This is a genomic window from Escherichia sp. KTE114 (genome assembly GCF_000407765.1).
Lineage (GTDB): Bacteria > Pseudomonadota > Gammaproteobacteria > Enterobacterales > Enterobacteriaceae > Escherichia > Escherichia ruysiae.
In genome coordinates this window covers 3980451-3997148 of record NZ_KE136626.1, presented here as the reverse complement: position 1 = coordinate 3997148, position 16698 = coordinate 3980451, and the positions used below count along the sequence as shown (strand labels likewise).

14 protein-coding genes and 1 pseudogene are annotated in these 16698 nt (G+C 52.7%); 11 read left to right on the top strand and 4 right to left on the bottom strand.

Going from position 1 to position 16698, the window contains the following annotated elements; translation table 11 throughout:
- The first annotated feature begins 163 nt into the window (after window positions 1–163).
- On the top strand, window positions 164–1600 hold the full coding sequence (gene mdtQ, locus WC5_RS02260; protein WP_001078095.1) for a multidrug resistance outer membrane protein MdtQ: 1437 nt from the start codon (window positions 164–166) through the stop codon (window positions 1598–1600).
- 52 nt (window positions 1601–1652) lie between these two features.
- Window positions 1653–2414: an SDR family oxidoreductase gene (locus WC5_RS02265; RefSeq protein WP_000079555.1), complete on the top strand. Its 762-nt coding sequence runs from the start codon at window positions 1653–1655 to the stop codon at window positions 2412–2414.
- A 125-nt stretch (window positions 2415–2539) separates the two neighbouring features.
- Here WC5_RS02265 and WC5_RS02270 read toward each other — a convergent pair whose 3' ends face one another.
- Window positions 2540–3118, bottom strand: a complete 579-nt coding sequence (locus tag WC5_RS02270) for a DedA family protein (RefSeq protein ID WP_001307896.1) — start codon at window positions 3116–3118, stop codon at window positions 2540–2542.
- Between the two features lie 169 nt (window positions 3119–3287).
- On the opposite strand from WC5_RS02270, the pseudogene WC5_RS02275 reads away from it, so the two are divergent.
- Window positions 3288–3876: pseudogene (locus tag WC5_RS02275) on the top strand (Yip1 family protein).
- Between the two features lie 173 nt (window positions 3877–4049).
- On the top strand, window positions 4050–4982 hold the full coding sequence (gene pbpG / locus WC5_RS02280; protein WP_010352881.1) for a D-alanyl-D-alanine endopeptidase: 933 nt from the start codon (window positions 4050–4052) through the stop codon (window positions 4980–4982).
- 120 nt (window positions 4983–5102) lie between these two features.
- Here the strand turns inward: pbpG and dld are convergent, their stop codons facing one another.
- Entirely contained in the window at window positions 5103–6818 is a 1716-nt protein-coding gene (dld, locus tag WC5_RS02285) for a D-lactate dehydrogenase (RefSeq protein ID WP_016231815.1), read from the bottom strand.
- A 195-nt stretch (window positions 6819–7013) separates the two neighbouring features.
- Here dld and bglX point away from each other — a divergent pair, with 195 nt between their 5' ends.
- From bglX to yehW, 5 genes are all read left to right on the top strand, one after another.
- Window positions 7014–9311, top strand: coding sequence for a beta-glucosidase BglX (gene bglX / locus WC5_RS02290; protein WP_000871494.1), 2298 nt, complete (start codon window positions 7014–7016; stop codon window positions 9309–9311).
- A gap of 148 nt (window positions 9312–9459) precedes the next feature.
- Window positions 9460–10377 (top strand): glycine betaine ABC transporter substrate-binding protein OsmF, encoded by a 918-nt coding sequence (gene osmF / locus WC5_RS02295; protein ID WP_001131247.1) that lies wholly within the window; start codon window positions 9460–9462, stop codon window positions 10375–10377.
- A 6-nt stretch (window positions 10378–10383) separates the two neighbouring features.
- Window positions 10384–11541 (top strand): glycine betaine ABC transporter permease YehY, encoded by a 1158-nt coding sequence (gene yehY / locus WC5_RS02300; RefSeq protein WP_000221795.1) that lies wholly within the window; start codon window positions 10384–10386, stop codon window positions 11539–11541.
- Window positions 11534–12460 (top strand): glycine betaine ABC transporter ATP binding protein YehX, encoded by a 927-nt coding sequence (gene yehX, locus WC5_RS02305; RefSeq protein ID WP_000569378.1) that lies wholly within the window; start codon window positions 11534–11536, stop codon window positions 12458–12460. The genes yehY and yehX overlap by 8 nt, the downstream gene beginning before the upstream one ends.
- A 4-nt stretch (window positions 12461–12464) precedes the next feature.
- A complete protein-coding gene (yehW, locus tag WC5_RS02310; protein WP_000700019.1) occupies window positions 12465–13196 on the top strand; it encodes a glycine betaine ABC transporter permease YehW in 732 nt (243 codons plus the stop codon).
- Here yehW and WC5_RS02315 read toward each other — a convergent pair.
- Window positions 13177–13284, bottom strand: a complete 108-nt coding sequence (locus WC5_RS02315) for a protein YohO (RefSeq protein WP_001216965.1) — start codon at window positions 13282–13284, stop codon at window positions 13177–13179. The genes yehW and WC5_RS02315 overlap by 20 nt on opposite strands.
- 59 nt (window positions 13285–13343) lie before the next feature.
- Window positions 13344–14075, bottom strand: a complete 732-nt coding sequence (mlrA, locus tag WC5_RS02320; RefSeq protein ID WP_001240390.1) for an HTH-type transcriptional regulator MlrA — start codon at window positions 14073–14075, stop codon at window positions 13344–13346.
- Window positions 14076–14296: 221 nt separating this feature from the next.
- Between mlrA and btsS the strand changes: the two genes are divergently transcribed.
- Together btsS and btsR are read left to right on the top strand one after the other, a co-directional pair.
- A complete protein-coding gene (btsS, locus tag WC5_RS02325) occupies window positions 14297–15982 on the top strand; it encodes a two-component regulatory system sensor histidine kinase BtsS (protein ID WP_010348976.1) in 1686 nt (561 codons plus the stop codon).
- Entirely contained in the window at window positions 15979–16698 is a 720-nt protein-coding gene (gene btsR / locus WC5_RS02330) for a two-component system response regulator BtsR (RefSeq protein ID WP_010348973.1), read from the top strand. The genes btsS and btsR overlap by 4 nt, the downstream gene beginning before the upstream one ends.

The window sequence follows — 16698 nt, the reverse complement described above, 5'->3', positions numbered from 1 at the left end:
TATCCATAAACGATTAAGATAAATCAGATGATATCATTCACTTGCTGTATATTTTTCTGAATATGTCGTTTTATTGCTGCTGATGTATTGCCACGCGAAACTAAAAAATACATTGCAACACACGGTAATCTCCGCGCACCTTTTCTTACCTGATTATTCCCCCATGAATCGTGATTCCTTTTATCCAGCTATCGCCTGTTTTCCGCTGTTCCTCATTCTGGCTGGGTGTGCGCCTGTGCACGAAACCCGCCAGGCGTTAAGCCAGCAAACGCCCGCTGCACAAGTTGACAGCGCATTACCCACGGCGCTGAAAAATGGTTGGCCAGACAGTCAGTGGTGGCTGGAATATCACGATAATCAACTCACTTCCTTAATTAATAACGCACTACAGAACGCACCGGATATGCAGGTGGCTGAACAGCGCATTCAACTGGCTGAAGCGCAGGCGAAAGCTGTAGCCACTCAGGATGGTCCGCAGATCGATTTTTCTGCGGATATGGAGCGACAAAAAATGTCGGCGGAAGGGTTAATGGGGCCGTTTGCCCTGACCGATCCGGCGGCAGGTACTACCGGGCCGTGGTATACCAACGGTACTTTTGGTCTAACGGCGGGCTGGCATCTCGATATCTGGGGAAAGAATCGGGCTGAAGTCACAGCGCGCCTCGGTACGGTTAAAGCACGGGCGGCGGAACGCGAGCAAACCCGCCAATTGCTGGCTGGCAGTGTGGCTCGTCTGTACTGGGAGTGGCAAACCCAGGCGGCGTTAAACACGGTCTTGCAGCAAATCGAAAAAGAGCAGAACACCATTATCGCGACCGACCGCCAGCTATATCAGAACGGAATTACCTCTTCGGTTGAAGGTGTGGAAACCGATATTAATGCCAGTAAAACCCGGCAACAGCGCAATGATGTGGCGGGAAAAATGAAAATTATTGAGGCGCGGTTAAATGCGCTGACTAACAGCCAGACGAGCGGTTTAAAGCTGCATCCGGTTGTGCTGCCTGAAGTGACAAGCCATCTTCCTGATGAACTGGGTTATTCCTTGCTGGCGCGCCGTGCCGATTTGCAGGCGGCGCACTGGTACGTTGAATCATCCTTAAGCAGCATCGACGCGGCAAAAGCGGCCTTTTACCCCGACATAAACCTGATGGCCTTCCTGCAACAAGATGCGTTGCACTTAAGCGATCTGTTCCGACATTCCGCGCAGCAAATGGGCGTTACGGCAGGCCTGACGCTACCCATTTTCGATAGCGGTCGTCTTAACGCCAACCTCGATATTGCGAAAGCCGAAAGCAACTTGTCTATCGCCAGCTACAACAAAGCGGTGGTTGAGGCGGTGAATGACGTGGCGCGGGCAGCCAGTCAGGTTCAGACGTTGGCGGAGAAAAACCAGCATCAGGCGCAAATTGAGCGCGATGCCCTGCGTGTGGTAGGTCTGGCGCAGGCACGTTTTAATGCGGGCATCATTGCTGGTTCCCGCGTCAGCGAAGCCAGAATCCCGGCGCTGCGTGAGCGAGCCAATGGCCTGTTATTGCAAGGGCAGTGGCTGGATGCCTCCATTCAACTCACCGGCGCGCTGGGCGGGGGCTATAAACGCTGATGATATGCGGCTTCTATACTTAACGTTTATTCAGCGTTAAGTGGAGAACTCCATGGCACAGGTCGCGATTATTACTGCCTCCGATTCGGGGATCGGAAAAGAGTGCGCGTTATTACTGGCGCAGCAAGGGTTTGATATTGGCATTACCTGGCACTCAGATGAAGAAGGGGCAAAAGATACCGCGCGTGAGGTAGTTAGCCACGGCGTCCGTGCGGAGATGGTGCAACTGGATCTCGGCAATCTACCAGAAGGTGCGCAGGCGCTGGAGAGACTCATTCAACGACTGGGGCGTATTGATGTGCTGGTGAATAACGCGGGGGCGATGACCAAAGCGCCGTTTCTTGATATGGCTTTTGATGAGTGGCGCAAGATTTTTACCGTTGATGTCGATGGTGCATTTTTATGCTCGCAAATTGCTGCCCGCCAGATGGTGAAACAGGGACAGGGTGGTCGCATCATCAACATTACATCGGTACATGAACATACGCCGCTGCCGGATGCCAGCGCCTACACCGCCGCTAAACATGCACTCGGCGGGTTAACCAAAGCGATGGCGCTGGAACTGGTCAGGCATAAGATTCTGGTGAATGCGGTCGCGCCAGGTGCAATTGCCACGCCAATGAACGGCATGGATGACGGCGACGTGAAGCCCGACGCAGAACCATCAATTCCCCTGCGGCGTTTCGGCGCAACGCATGAGATTGCCAGCCTGGTGGCCTGGCTATGTTCCGAAGGCGCAAATTACACCACCGGGCAGTCGTTAATTGTCGATGGTGGTTTTATGCTGGCGAATCCGCAGTTTAAGCCGGAGTAGTGCAATGGGATATGTGGATATTTCAATGGGTATGTTGTAGGCATGATAAGACGCGCCAGCGTCGCATCAGGCATGGAACACCTGATGTCGGATGCGGCGCGAACGACTTATCTGTGGCAACTGCTTTACGCCTGATTATCCGGCTTTTTCTTCCCGCGCCGTTTCAGCCACCAGCGCACGCCAACCACCAGAACCACGACCAGAATCAACCAGACCCAGTGCTTCAAATGCTGGTCGAGAGTGTGCAACCACGGCGCAATCACCTGACCACCAGCGTAACCGATAGTGGTAAAAATCAACGCCCAGGCAAATGCGCCGAGGATATTCAGTGGCAGAAAGATTTTCGGCGGCAGCTGGCTGGCACCAATCAGCGTCGGGCCAATCACCCGAAAGCCATACATAAAACGCGTACCGATGACAAACAGATACGGATGGCGTTGGATAAGTTTCTGCGCCCGCTCAATTTTATCCTGATGCTTAGAGAAACGGCGTAACAGCTTGCCGCCAAACCGCCGCCCGCACAGATAAAGCACCTGGTCGCCAATCATGCCGCCAAGCGCCACAGAAAGTACCACCAGCGGGAACTTTAATAGCCCCTGATGTGCCGCAACGCCTCCCAGCAAAGTCACGGTTTCACCTTCCGCCAGACTACCGATAACCAGCGCGGCATAACCATATTGTGAGATGAGTGTATTGAGATCCATAGGCCAGTCTGTCTCCCTTTGCTTGCCTGTAAGCATACACCCTGTGAATCATTCACGCTGAAAAAGGACGTACATCAGACGGTGCAAATTACATGAGCGAACAAAAAATAATCACAAGCTGACTTATACTTGAACTGTCAGGTTCATGAACTCACAACAAGGGGGCGGTATGAGCCATGTCTGGGGACTGTTTTCCCATCCCGATCGTGAAATGCAGGTGATTAATCGCGAAAACGAAACGATTTCTCACCATTACACCCACCACGTTTTGCTGATGGCGGCGATTCCGGTGATTTGCGCCTTCATTGGCACTACACAGATTGGCTGGAATTTTGGCGATGGCACTATCCTGAAGTTATCCTGGTTTACCGGACTGGCGCTGGCTGTCCTGTTTTATGGCGTTATGCTGGCTGGGGTCGCGGTGATGGGGCGAGTCATCTGGTGGATGGCGCGCAAATATCCGCAACGTCCGTCGCTTGCGCACTGTATGGTCTTTGCCGGATATGTCGCGACGCCACTATTTTTAAGCGGCCTGGTGGCGCTTTATCCGCTGGTCTGGCTGTGCGCGCTGGTGGGTACGGTGGCGCTGTTTTACACCGGCTATCTGCTTTATCTCGGTATTCCGAGCTTCCTGAATATCAACAAAGAGGAAGGTCTTAGCTTCTCCAGTTCGACGCTGGCGATTGGCGTACTGGTGCTGGAAGTGCTGCTCGCTATTACCGTTATTCTGTGGGGGGTACGGTTATCGGCTGTTCTAGAAAGTTCTTTTGCGTTGCATTGCTGGCGTAAATGTCAGCAATGCAGCATTTCCTCACGATTCTCCTTTGACGATCTCACTTTTTGCTCGTTATGATGGCGTCGCTAGCCTCAGTAAATCCTTACTCCGGCGGTGCGCAACCCGTGCGCGTGAACCACTATCTGAATGCTCATCATGCCGAAATTTCGAGTTTCTTTATTTAGCCTGGCTCTAATGCTGGCTGTGCCTTTTGCACCGCAGGCCGTTGCGAAAACGACTGCCGCTACCACAGCTTCGCAGCCGGAAATCGCTTCCGGTAGTGCGATGATTGTTGATCTGAATACCAACAAAGTGATCTATTCGAACCACCCGGATCTGGTGCGTCCGATTGCGTCAATCACCAAATTAATGACCGCAATGGTGGTGCTTGACGCACGACTGCCGCTGGATGAAAAACTGAAAGTGGATATCAGCCAGACGCCAGAGATGAAAGGGGTCTATTCGCGCGTGCGACTGAACAGCGAAATCAGCCGTAAAGAGATGCTACTGTTGGCGCTGATGTCTTCAGAAAACCGCGCGGCGGCAAGCCTGGCGCACCATTATCCTGGTGGTTATAACGCTTTTATTAAAGCGATGAATGCGAAAGCGAAATCGCTCGGAATGAACAACACGCGCTTTGTTGAACCGACCGGATTGTCGGTGCATAACGTTTCGACAGCCCGTGACCTGACCAAATTGCTGATTGCCAGCAAACAATATCCGTTGATCGGTCAGTTGAGTACCACCCGTGAAGATATGGCGACCTTCTCTAATCCGACGTACACCCTGCCGTTCCGCAATACTAACCATCTGGTGTATCGCGATAACTGGAATATTCAGTTAACCAAAACCGGTTTTACCAATGCCGCAGGGCATTGTCTGGTGATGCGCACGGTTATCAATAATAAACCGGTGGCGCTGGTGGTGATGGATGCATTTGGCAAATATACCCATTTTGCCGATGCCAGCCGCCTGCGTACCTGGATTGAGACCGGTAAAGTGATGCCTGTTCCGGCTGCGGCGTTGAGCTATAAAAAACAAAAAGCCGCCCAGATGGCGGCGGCGGGGCAGACGGCACAGAACGATTAAGTTTGCTTGCCTGTAGGCCGGATCAGGCGTTTACGCCGCATCCGGCATTAGGTGCCAGTGCCTGATGCGATGCTTACGCATCTTATCAGGCCTACATCTGCATCAGGCATCCAGCTGTATTTACTCTGCTTCCTGCCAGTTTTTCCGCTTACTGGTCTTACCGATCCCAGGGTTCATACTGTTGGTCGGATCGTTCTCGCGATAAAACTTCTGCAGCGTCTCCGGCGCTTTATACAAATGACCGACGTTATGCTCGGCAGGGTATTGCGCGCCGCGCTGGCGTAACAGCTCCAGCATCTGTTCCTTCAACGCATGTACATCTGCACCTTTTTTGACGATGTAATCCTGGTGGAAGACATAGCACATAAAATGGCCGTAATAGAGCTTGTGTACCAACTGGCTGTCGATCTCCGGCGGCAAATGCTCATACCACTCCGTGTCATTACGACGCAGAGCAATATCCAGAGCCAGAATGTCTTCGACTTCATCGGAATGCACAGCCTGATAACGAATTGCCGCCCCCGCAGCCGCAAAACGGTGTAAAAATGCTTTGCTTCCTTCCTCCGGCGTACAGACAAAGAAATCGCCTTCAGCCTGTTTGAAATAATCCACCAGCCACGATTTCGCTTCGCCAATGCCATCGCCCGCCATTTTTAACAGCAGATGATGTTCATATTTATCGCGCCAGCTGTTCATGCGCGGGGGCAAATGGCTGGGGAACAGATGACCGAATTTTTGCATCGCACGGTCGGTAAAATGCGGACGGAAGAATTTCACTTTCTCCAGCATCGCATCGGTACGCCCTTTGATATTAAAGAAGAGAGGCATCTTGTCGGTGCCAAGTTTATCGATCATCAGGAAGGTGTCTTTGCCATATTTTTCCGCGATATCGTAGATATCCCGATGCATATATTCCCCTGCAACCGGCAGATTTTCGAAATTAGCCAGAATATGGCGGCGGATTTCAGTCAGCACTTCCGGCTGGTTGGTGCCTATATAAAACACCTGCTGATTTTTTTCCGCTTCGAAGGTATCAAGACGTACCGCGAATACTGCCAGTTTTCCGGCGCAACCGGAGGATTCAAACAGGCGATCCGGGTCGGCGTTATAACGTGCGGGTGTGTCGGCTTCAATATCCCGAACGCGGTGAACATAATCATAATCGTGGGCGTGACGACCATCGTGGCGAACATCATCTTCTTTGATACGATCGTCATCCAGCTTGCTGAGGATCTGCTCCGGTGTTTCGCCCAGATCAATCCCCAGATGGTTCACCAGCGTCAGTTTGCCGTCTTCATTTATGCGCGCGAATAACGACATTTCGGTATACGCCGGGCCACGCTGCACCAGCGAGCCGCCGGAGTTATTACAGATACCGCCGATGACCGATGCACCTATACACGACGAACCAATCACCGAGTGCGGTTCGCGCCCCAGCGGTTTGAGAGCTTTTTCCAGCGAATAGAGCGTGGTGCCCGGATAGGCCAGCACCTGTTCGCCCTTGCCAAGAACGTGCAGCTTGTCGAGACGCAGGGTGCTGATGATCACGATATCGCGATCATAGTCGTTACCGTTTGGCGTCGAGCCTTCGGTCAGACCCGTATTGGCAGCCTGCATCAGAATAATTTTGTCGGCGGTGACGCAGGCTTTCAGCACCCGCCACAATTCCAGTAACGAACCAGGGAAAACGACAGCCAGCGCGTCGCCCTGACCAGAACGGAAGCCCTTGCGATAGCGGGCCGTTTTTGCGGGATCGGTGAGCAGGTGTGAATGACCGACCAGACGGGCAAGTTCATTCAAAAAGGCTTTATTATCAGTTGTTGTCATGGAAGACATTTTCCACTCCTTGTGGTGGCGAAAAAATATCACAAACTAGAATAGCGCCTTGTATGACAATTCAGCGAGTGAATATTTTTAAAATTCAGACAATAAACTGAGCATTCTTTTTCTCTCTCTATCATGCTTATGGCAAACTACGGTTTTTGCACCATTTTCGCTGCCACATCGGGCAACAAAGGAAGAAAAATCCACATGAAATGGCTATGTTCAGTAGGTATCGCGGTAAGTCTGGCCTTACAGCCAGCACTGGCGGATGATTTGTTTGGTAACCATCCATTAACGCCCGAAGCGCGTGATGCGTTCGTCACCGAGCTGCTCAAAAAAATGACAGTTGATGAGAAGATTGGTCAACTGCGCTTAATCAGCGTCGGCCCGGATAACCCGAAAGAGGCGATCCGCGAGATGATCAAAGACGGGCAGGTTGGGGCGATTTTCAACACCGTAACCCGTCAGGATATCCGCGCCATGCAGGATCAGGTGATGGAATTAAGCCGCCTGAAAATTCCTCTTTTCTTTGCTTACGACGTGCTACACGGTCAGCGCACTGTCTTCCCGATAAGCCTTGGTCTGGCTTCTTCTTTTAACCTCGATGCGGTGAAAACTGTTGGGCGCGTCTCTGCTTATGAAGCGGCAGATGATGGCCTGAATATGACCTGGGCGCCAATGGTCGATGTCTCGCGCGATCCGCGCTGGGGACGTGCTTCTGAAGGTTTTGGCGAAGATACGTATCTCACCTCAATAATGGGTAAAACCATGGTGGAAGCGATGCAGGGTAAAAGCCCGGCAGATCGCTACTCGGTGATGACCAGCGTCAAACACTTTGCGGCTTACGGTGCGGTAGAAGGCGGCAAAGAGTACAACACCGTCGATATGAGCCCGCAGCGTCTGTTTAATGACTATATGCCGCCGTACAAAGCGGGGCTGGATGCAGGCAGCGGCGCGGTGATGGTGGCGTTGAACTCGCTGAACGGCACGCCAGCCACCTCCGATTCCTGGCTGCTGAAAGATGTTCTGCGCGATCAGTGGGGCTTTAAAGGCATCACCGTTTCCGATCATGGCGCAATCAAAGAACTGATTAAACACGGCACGGCGGCAGACCCGGAAGATGCAGTACGCGTGGCGCTGAAATCCGGGATCAACATGAGCATGAGCGACGAGTACTACTCGAAGTATCTGCCTGGTTTGATCAAGTCCGGCAAAGTGACGATGGAAGAGCTGGACGATGCCACTCGTCACGTACTGAACGTTAAATATGACATGGGACTGTTTAACGATCCGTACAGCCACCTTGGGCCGAAAGAGTCTGACCCGGTGGATACCAATGCTGAAAGCCGCCTGCATCGCAAAGAAGCGCGTGAAGTGGCGCGAGAAAGCCTGGTGCTGCTGAAAAACCGTCTCGAAACGCTGCCGCTGAAAAAATCTGCCACCATCGCGGTGGTTGGCCCACTGGCAGACAGCAAACGTGATGTCATGGGAAGCTGGTCAGCAGCCGGAGTTGCCGATCAATCCGTGACCGTGCTGACCGGGATTAAAAATGCCGTTGGTGAAAACGGTAAAGTGCTGTACGCCAAAGGGGCAAACGTCACCAGTGACAAAGGTATTATCGACTTCCTGAATCAGTATGAAGAAGCGGTCAAAGTCGATCCTCGTTCTGCGCAAGAGATGATTGATGAAGCGGTGCAGACCGCGAAACAATCTGATGTGGTGGTGGCTGTGGTCGGTGAAGCTCAGGGGATGGCGCACGAAGCCTCCAGCCGTACCGATATTACTATTCCGCAAAGCCAACGTGATTTGATTGCGGCGTTGAAAGCCACCGGTAAACCGCTGGTGCTGGTGCTGATGAACGGTCGTCCGCTGGCGCTGGTGAAAGAAGATCAGCAGGCTGATGCGATTCTGGAAACCTGGTTTGCGGGGACTGAAGGCGGTAATGCAATTGCCGATGTGTTGTTTGGTGATTACAACCCGTCCGGCAAGCTGCCAATGTCCTTCCCGCGTTCTGTCGGGCAGATCCCGGTGTACTACAGCCATCTGAATACCGGGCGTCCGTATAATGCCGACAAGCCGAACAAATACACTTCGCGTTATTTTGATGAAGCTAACGGGGCACTTTATCCGTTCGGCTATGGTCTGAGCTATACCACTTTCACCGTCTCTGATGTGAAACTTTCTGCGCCGACCATGAAGCGTGACGGCAAAGTGACGGCCAGCGTGCAGGTGACGAACACCGGTAAACGCGAAGGGGCCACGGTAGTGCAGATGTACTTGCAGGATGTGACGGCTTCCATGAGCCGTCCAGTGAAGCAGCTGAAAGGCTTTGAGAAAATCACCCTGAAGCCGGGCGAAACTCAGACCGTCAGCTTCCCGATCGATATCGAGGCGCTGAAGTTCTGGAATCAACAGATGAAATATGACGCCGAGCCTGGCAAGTTCAATGTCTTTATCGGCACTGATTCCGCACGCGTTAAGAAAGGCGAGTTTGAGTTGCTGTAATGCTTTAGTAAGGGCGCGACGTTTGCGCCCTTTAAGTATTTATCTGATTCTGCAACTGAATCCGTCCGCTCAGGCTAACTCCGCCATTATCAACTATGCTTTTCTCTTAATTCGCTGAAAACAACAGTAAAAGAATGAGGAAAGCATCATGCCACTCTCAAAGGTCTGGGCAGGTTCACTGGTTTTGTTGGCAGCCGTGAGCCTGCCGTTGCACGCGGCTTCCCCCGTTAAAGTCGGTTCAAAAATCGATACCGAAGGCGCGCTACTCGGCAACATTATTTTGCAAGTACTGGAAAGCCACGGCGTACCGACAGTGAATAAAGTCCAGTTGGGAACCACGCCGGTGGTGCGCGGGGCGATCACTTCTGGCGAGCTGGATATCTATCCGGAATATACCGGCAATGGCGCTTTCTTCTTTAAAGATGAAAATGATGCGGCGTGGAAAAATGCCGGGCAAGGCTACGAGAAAGTCAAAAAGCTCGATGCAGAGCAAAACAAGTTAATCTGGCTGACGCCTGCGCCTGCAAATAACACCTGGACCATCGCCGTGCGTCAGGATCTGGCAGAGAAAAACAAACTCACTTCGCTTGCCGATCTCAGCCGTTATCTGAAAGAGGGCGGCACCTTCAAACTGGCGGCCTCGGCAGAGTTTATTGAACGCGCCGATGCGCTACCCGCTTTTGAAAAAGCCTATGACTTTAAACTCGGTCAGGATCAGTTGCTGTCACTGGCCGGTGGCGACACGGCGGTAACGATTAAAGCCGCTGCCCAACAAACATCCGGCGTTAATGCCGCAATGGCTTACGGCACTGACGGCCCGGTAGCGGCGCTGGGGCTGCAAACCTTAAGCGATCCACAAGGCGTGCAACCTATCTACGCGCCTGCGCCAGTGGTGCGTGAGTCGGTGTTGAAAGAGTATCCGCAAATGGCACAGTGGCTACAGCCCGTCTTCGCCAGCCTCGATGAAAAGACGTTGCAGCAACTGAATGCCAGTATTGCCGTAGAAGGGCTGGATGCTAAAAAAGTGGCTGCCGACTACCTGAAAAAAAAAGGGTGGACGAAGTAATTTCTCGTGACTTATCTACGTATTAATCCTGTTCTGGCGCTGCTGCTGTTGCTGACGGCAATCGCAGCGGCGCTGCCGTTTATCAGTTACGCGCCTAATCGTTTAGTCTCGGGTGAAGGGCGTCATCTCTGGCAACTGTGGCCGCAAACGATCTGGATGCTGGTGGGCGTTGGTTGCGCCTGGCTGACAGCCTGTTTTATTCCCGCTAAAAAAGGCAGCATTTTTGCACTCATTCTGGCGCAATTCGTCTTCGTATTGCTGGTGTGGGGAGCTGGAAAGGCGGCGACACAACTGGCGCAAAATGGCAGTGCGCTGGCGCGTACCAGCCTCGGCAGTGGTTTCTGGTTGGCTACGGCGCTGGCATTGCTGGCCTGTAGTGATGCCATCCGCCGAATCTCCACACATCCGCTGTGGCGCTGGTTGTTGCATATGCAGATTGCCATCATTCCGCTGTGGTTGCTGTACTCCGGCGCGCTTAACGATCTCTCGCTAATGAAAGAATACGTCAACCGTCAGGATGTGTTTGACGACGCGCTGGCGCAACATCTGACGTTGCTGTTTGGTGCGGTGCTGCCTGCGTTAGTGATTGGTGTGCCGTTGGGCATCTGGTGCTACTTTTCCACTGCGCGGCAGGGGGCGATTTTTTCTCTGCTCAATGTCATTCAGACCGTGCCTTCGGTGGCGCTCTTTGGCCTGCTGATTGCGCCGCTTGCCGCGCTGGTTACGGCCTTTCCGTGGCTGGGGGCGTTCGGCATAGCAGGAACCGGAATGACACCCGCACTGATTGCGCTGGTGCTCTATGCCTTGCTGCCGCTGGTGCGCGGCGTGGTAGTCGGCTTGAACCAGATCCCGCGCGATGTGCTGGAGAGCGCCACAGCGATGGGCATGAGCGGGGCGCAGCGTTTCCTGCATGTTCAGTTACCACTGGCGTTACCGGTATTTCTGCGCAGCCTGCGGGTGGTGATGGTGCAAACTGTAGGTATGGCGGTGATTGCGGCGTTAATCGGCGCAGGCGGTTTTGGTGCGCTGGTTTTCCAGGGGCTGCTAAGCAGTGCCATTGATTTAGTGTTGCTGGGAGTGATCCCGGTGATTGTACTGGCGGTGCTTACCGACGCGCTGTTCGATTTGCTTATCGCACTGCTGAAGGTAACAAACCATGATTGAATTTAGCCATGTCAGCAAACTGTTCGGCACACAAAAAGCCGTTAACGACCTCAATCTCAATTTTCAGGAGGGGAGTTTCTCGGTGCTGATTGGCACATCTGGCTCCGGCAAATCCACCACCCTGAAGATGATTAACCGCCTGGTGGAGCATGATAGCGGAGTGATCCGCTTTGCCGGAGAAGAAATTCGCTCGCTGCCAGTGCTGGAGCTGCGCCGCCGGATGGGATACGCCATCCAGTCGATAGGTTTATTTCCCCACTGGAGCGTGGCGCAAAACATCGCCACCGTGCCGCAATTACAAAAATGGTCGCGGGCGCGGATTGACGATCGCATCGATGAATTAATGGCGCTGCTGGGGCTGGAGGCGAATTTACGCGAGCGTTATCCCCATCAACTTTCTGGTGGTCAGCAGCAGCGAGTCGGCGTTGCTCGTGCGCTGGCTGCCGATCCGCAAGTTTTGCTGATGGATGAACCGTTTGGCGCGCTGGATCCTGTGACGCGCGGCGCGTTGCAACAAGAGATGACGCGCATTCACCGTTTGCTGGGGCGCACCATTGTGCTGGTCACTCACGATATTGATGAGGCGCTACGGCTGGCAGAACATCTGGTGTTAATGGATCATGGTGAAGTGGTGCAGCAGGGCAATCCGCTGGCGATGCTTACTCGCCCGGCGAATGATTTTGTGCGCCAGTTTTTTGGTCGCAGCGAGCTGGGCGTGCGCCTGTTATCGTTACGTAGTGTGACCGATTATGTGCGCCGCACCGAACGCGCTGAAGGTGAGGCACTGGCAGAAGAGATGACGCTACGCGATGCGCTCTCATTGTTTGTCGCTTGTGGTTGTGAAGTGTTGCCGGTGGTTGACGCTCAGGGTAAACCTTGCGGCACATTGCATTTTCAGGATCTGCTGGTGGAGGCGTAAGCGTATGAAAATAATGCGCGATCCGCTGTTCTGGCTCATTGCTCTGTTTGTGGGGCTGATTTTCTGGCTACCCTATAGCCAGCCACTGTTTGGTGCTTTATTTCCGCAATTACCTCGGCCTGTTTATCAGCAGGAAAGCTTTGTTGCCCTGGCGTTGGCTCATTTCTGGCTGGTGGGGATCTCAAGTTTGTTTGCCGTGATCATTGGTACTGGTGCGGGAATTGCTGTCACTCGCCCGTGGGGCGCGGAGTTTCGCCCGATGGTAGAAACCATTGCCGCCGTTGGGCAGACTTTTCCGCCCGTAGCTGTGCTGGCGATTGCTGTTCCGGTGATGGGGTTTGGTCAGCAACCGGCGATTATTGCCTTGATCCTTTACGGCGTGCTACCGATCTTACAGGCAACACTTGCCGGACTGGGAGCGATTGATGCCAGCGTGACAGACGTTGCCAAAGGGATGGGAATGAGCCGGGGTCAGCGATTACGTAAAGTGGAGTTACCGTTGGCAGCGCCAGTGATTCTGGCCGGCGTGCGGACTTCAGTAATTATCAACATTGGTACGGCGACCATTGCCTCAACAGTAGGAGCCAGCACGCTGGGGACGCCCATCATCATCGGGCTTAGCGGATTTAACACTGCTTATGTGATTCAGGGGGCGTTGCTGGTGGCACTGGCGGCGATCATCGTAGACCGCCTGTTTGAACGACTGGTGCAGCGACTCAGCCAGCACGCAGAATAAAGGTATAACCTGCGAGCATGACGCCACCGATACCGCCTAACGCCATCAACAGGAACAGGGTGATAACCCCAATTTTCGCTATGCGCATAATGCACTCCTTATGTTAACGAAAGGATTGTACAGTAAAGCGCATTTGTTAACGAATCATTAAATGCCGAGTGGGAAAATATCATGGCCTTGTTCCTGCCAACTGGTGAGTTGCTGCTGCTGGGCGGGAGACTGGTTTTCACCGCACCACACTAATAGTGTGCGGCCTTCAAACAGTTCCGGGCGTAGTTGATTGAGCGAGTGGGCGAGGACATCAATGCGCCATCCCTGCTGGCTGGCAATCCAGCCTTCCAGCCACAGACGCGTGGTATCCTGAATATTCCAGCCAACCACCAGCGCATCTTTGCCCTGTTTTTTACGTGCTGAGGCCAGACAAATGGCGATGTAATTGATCAGTACACCGTCGAGGATCGCCAGTAACGCCTGGAGAGTTGGTTGCTGACACTGAAGACGTCGGCGCAGAGGAATGAACAGATGTGTGGTGAGCGTCTGGGCGGGGTAATCCTGACCACGCTCTTTGATCCACATTCGCAGACTTTGTAGATTGCCACTTTGCAGGTAATTAAGCAGAGTTTCTTGCTGATCGCGCCAGCCGTTTTGCACATCAACATTCTCATTACTGAGTAGCATTTTAACTTTGCTGACCTGCACGCCGTTATCGATCCAGCGTTTGATCTCGCGGATCCGGTCAATATCGGCATCGTTGAACAGGCGATGTCCGCCGTCTGTGCGCTGCGGTTTCAATAATCCGTAACGCCTCTGCCACGCGCGTAACGTGACAGGATTGATATCACAAAGCAACGCCACTTCACCAATTGTGTAAAGCGCCATCCTACCACCCATGCTCGCGAGGTCCCGGTTTAACTTTAGACGCAGATTTGCGAACCAGGTAGTTTTGTCCGTTTTTAGTTCATCGTTAGGGTGATTTTATTTTTGCCAGGCGATTTTGAGTGATCGTACTCACGAATTCTCATTTTTCTGCAAGAGTTCAAAGAAAGTTAAACGCAGGCAATGTATGTTACGCGTTTTAAAGGGAAGTGTGGTTTGCGGGTATGTACGATTTTAATCTGGTGTTGCTGCTGCTTCAGCAGATGTGCGTTTTTTTAGTCATTGCATGGTTAATGAGTAAAACACCATTATTCATACCGTTAATGCAGGTCACGGTTCGTCTGCCGCATAAATTTCTCTGCTACATCGTTTTTTCCATCTTCTGCATCATGGGCACCTGGTTCGGGTTGCATATCGACGATTCGATTGCTAATACGCGGGCGATTGGCGCGGTGATGGGAGGCTTACTCGGCGGCCCGGTGGTGGGCGGTCTGGTTGGCCTGACCGGCGGGTTACATCGATATTCCATGGGGGGGATGACCGCGCTAAGTTGCATGATCTCGACTATCGTCGAAGGATTGCTCGGCGGCCTGGTACACAGCATCCTGATCCGACGCGGGCGCACTGATAAAGTCTTTAACCCCATTACCGCAGGTGCCGTCACGTTCGTTGCTGAAATGGTGCAAATGTTGATCATCCTGGCGATCGCCCGACCTTATGAAGATGCGGTGCGTCTGGTGAGTAATATTGCTGCGCCAATGATGGTCACCAATACCGTCGGCGCGGCGCTGTTTATGCGTATATTGCTTGATAAACGCGCGATGTTTGAAAAATACACTTCGGCTTTTTCCGCTACCGCGTTGAAAGTCGCAGCCTCGACGGAAGGCATTTTGCGCCAGGGCTTTAACGAAGTGAACAGCATGAAAGTGGCACAGGTGCTATATCAGGAACTGGATATTGGTGCTGTAGCCATTACCGATCGCGAGAAATTGCTGGCCTTTACCGGGATCGGTGACGACCATCATTTGCCAGGCAAACCGATTTCCTCGACCTACACCTTAAAAGCGATTGAAACCGGCGAAGTGGTCTACGCCGATGGCAACGAAGTGCCTTACCGTTGCTCTTTGCATCCGCAATGCAAACTGGGTTCGACGCTGGTGATTCCATTGCGTGGGGAAAATCAGCGGGTGATGGGCACCATCAAATTGTATGAAGCCAAAAACCGTTTATTCAGTTCAATCAACCGCACGCTGGGCGAGGGGATTGCGCAACTGCTTTCGGCGCAGATCCTCGCCGGGCAATATGAGCGGCAAAAAGCCATGCTCACCCAGTCAGAAATTAAACTGCTTCACGCCCAGGTGAATCCCCATTTCCTGTTCAATGCGCTTAACACCATTAAAGCTGTTATCCGCCGCGACAGCGAACAGGCCAGCCAGTTGGTGCAGTATCTTTCCACTTTTTTCCGCAAAAACTTAAAGCGGCCTTCGGAGTTTGTTACTCTCGCCGACGAGATTGAACATGTGAATGCTTATCTGCAAATTGAAAAGGCGCGCTTCCAGTCGCGATTGCAGGTCAACATTTCTATTCCAGATGAATTATCCCGGCAGCAGTTGCCCGCGTTTACCCTGCAACCAATAGTGGAAAACGCTATTAAACATGGAACATCACAACTCCTGGATACAGGGCGAGTGGCAATTAGCGCAAGGCGTGAAGGGCAACATTTAATGCTGGAGATCGAAGACAATGCCGGTTTGTATCAACCGGCAACTAATGCCAGCGGGCTGGGGATGAATCTGGTGGATAAGCGTTTACGTGAGCGTTTTGGCGATGACTATGGGATAAGCGTCGCCTGTGAGCCTGATAGTTACACCCGAATAACGTTACGACTGCCATGGAGGGACGAGGCATGATTAAAGTCTTAATTGTCGATGATGAACCGTTAGCACGGGAGAACCTGCGCGTATTTTTGCAAGAACAGAGCGATATTGAAATTGTCGGCGAGTGCTCAAACGCCGTGGAAGGGATCGGCGCGGTGCATAAACTGCGCCCGGACGTGCTGTTTCTCGACATCCAGATGCCGCGCATCAGCGGTCTGGAAATGGTGGGGATGCTCGACCCGGAACATCGTCCGTATATCGTTTTTCTCACCGCGTTTGACGAATACGCCATTAAAGCCTTTGAAGAACATGCCTTTGATTATCTCCTGAAGCCAATTGATGAAGCGCGACTGGCGAAAACGCTGGCGCGTTTGCGTCAGGAGCGGAGCAAGCAGGATGTTTCGCTGTTACCGGAAAATCAGCAGGCGCTGAAATTTATCCCTTGTACGGGGCATAGTCGGATTTATTTGCTGCAAATGAAAGATGTGGCGTTTGTCAGCAGTCGGATGAGCGGTGTTTATGTCACCAGTCATGAAGGGAAAGAAGGTTTTACCGAACTGACTTTGCGCACCCTGGAGAGTCGTACACCGCTACTGCGTTGTCATCGTCAGTATCTGGTTAATCTCGCGCATTTGCAGGAGATTCGCCTGGAAGATAATGGCCAGGCCGAGTTGATTTTGCGTAATGGCTTAACCGTGCCGGTCAGCCGCCGTTATCTGAAAAGCTTAAAAGAGGCGATTGGCCTTTAA

What these genes read in the sequence shown, in the direction of transcription:
- mdtQ (WP_001078095.1), top strand. Translation starts at nt 164, where the DNA reads ATGAATCGTGATTCCTTTTATCCAGCTATCGCCTGTTTTCCGCTGTTC.
- WC5_RS02265 (WP_000079555.1), top strand. Translation starts at nt 1,653, where the DNA reads ATGGCACAGGTCGCGATTATTACTGCCTCCGATTCGGGGATCGGAAAA.
- WC5_RS02270 (WP_001307896.1), bottom strand. Translation starts at nt 3,118, where the DNA reads ATGGATCTCAATACACTCATCTCACAATATGGTTATGCCGCGCTGGTT.
- pbpG (WP_010352881.1), top strand. Translation starts at nt 4,050, where the DNA reads ATGCCGAAATTTCGAGTTTCTTTATTTAGCCTGGCTCTAATGCTGGCT.
- dld (WP_016231815.1), bottom strand. Translation starts at nt 6,818, where the DNA reads ATGTCTTCCATGACAACAACTGATAATAAAGCCTTTTTGAATGAACTT.
- bglX (WP_000871494.1), top strand. Translation starts at nt 7,014, where the DNA reads ATGAAATGGCTATGTTCAGTAGGTATCGCGGTAAGTCTGGCCTTACAG.
- osmF (WP_001131247.1), top strand. Translation starts at nt 9,460, where the DNA reads ATGCCACTCTCAAAGGTCTGGGCAGGTTCACTGGTTTTGTTGGCAGCC.
- yehX (WP_000569378.1), top strand. Translation starts at nt 11,534, where the DNA reads ATGATTGAATTTAGCCATGTCAGCAAACTGTTCGGCACACAAAAAGCC.
- yehW (WP_000700019.1), top strand. Translation starts at nt 12,465, where the DNA reads ATGAAAATAATGCGCGATCCGCTGTTCTGGCTCATTGCTCTGTTTGTG.
- WC5_RS02315 (WP_001216965.1), bottom strand. Translation starts at nt 13,284, where the DNA reads ATGCGCATAGCGAAAATTGGGGTTATCACCCTGTTCCTGTTGATGGCG.
- mlrA (WP_001240390.1), bottom strand. Translation starts at nt 14,075, where the DNA reads ATGGCGCTTTACACAATTGGTGAAGTGGCGTTGCTTTGTGATATCAAT.
- btsS (WP_010348976.1), top strand. Translation starts at nt 14,297, where the DNA reads ATGTACGATTTTAATCTGGTGTTGCTGCTGCTTCAGCAGATGTGCGTT.
- btsR (WP_010348973.1), top strand. Translation starts at nt 15,979, where the DNA reads ATGATTAAAGTCTTAATTGTCGATGATGAACCGTTAGCACGGGAGAAC.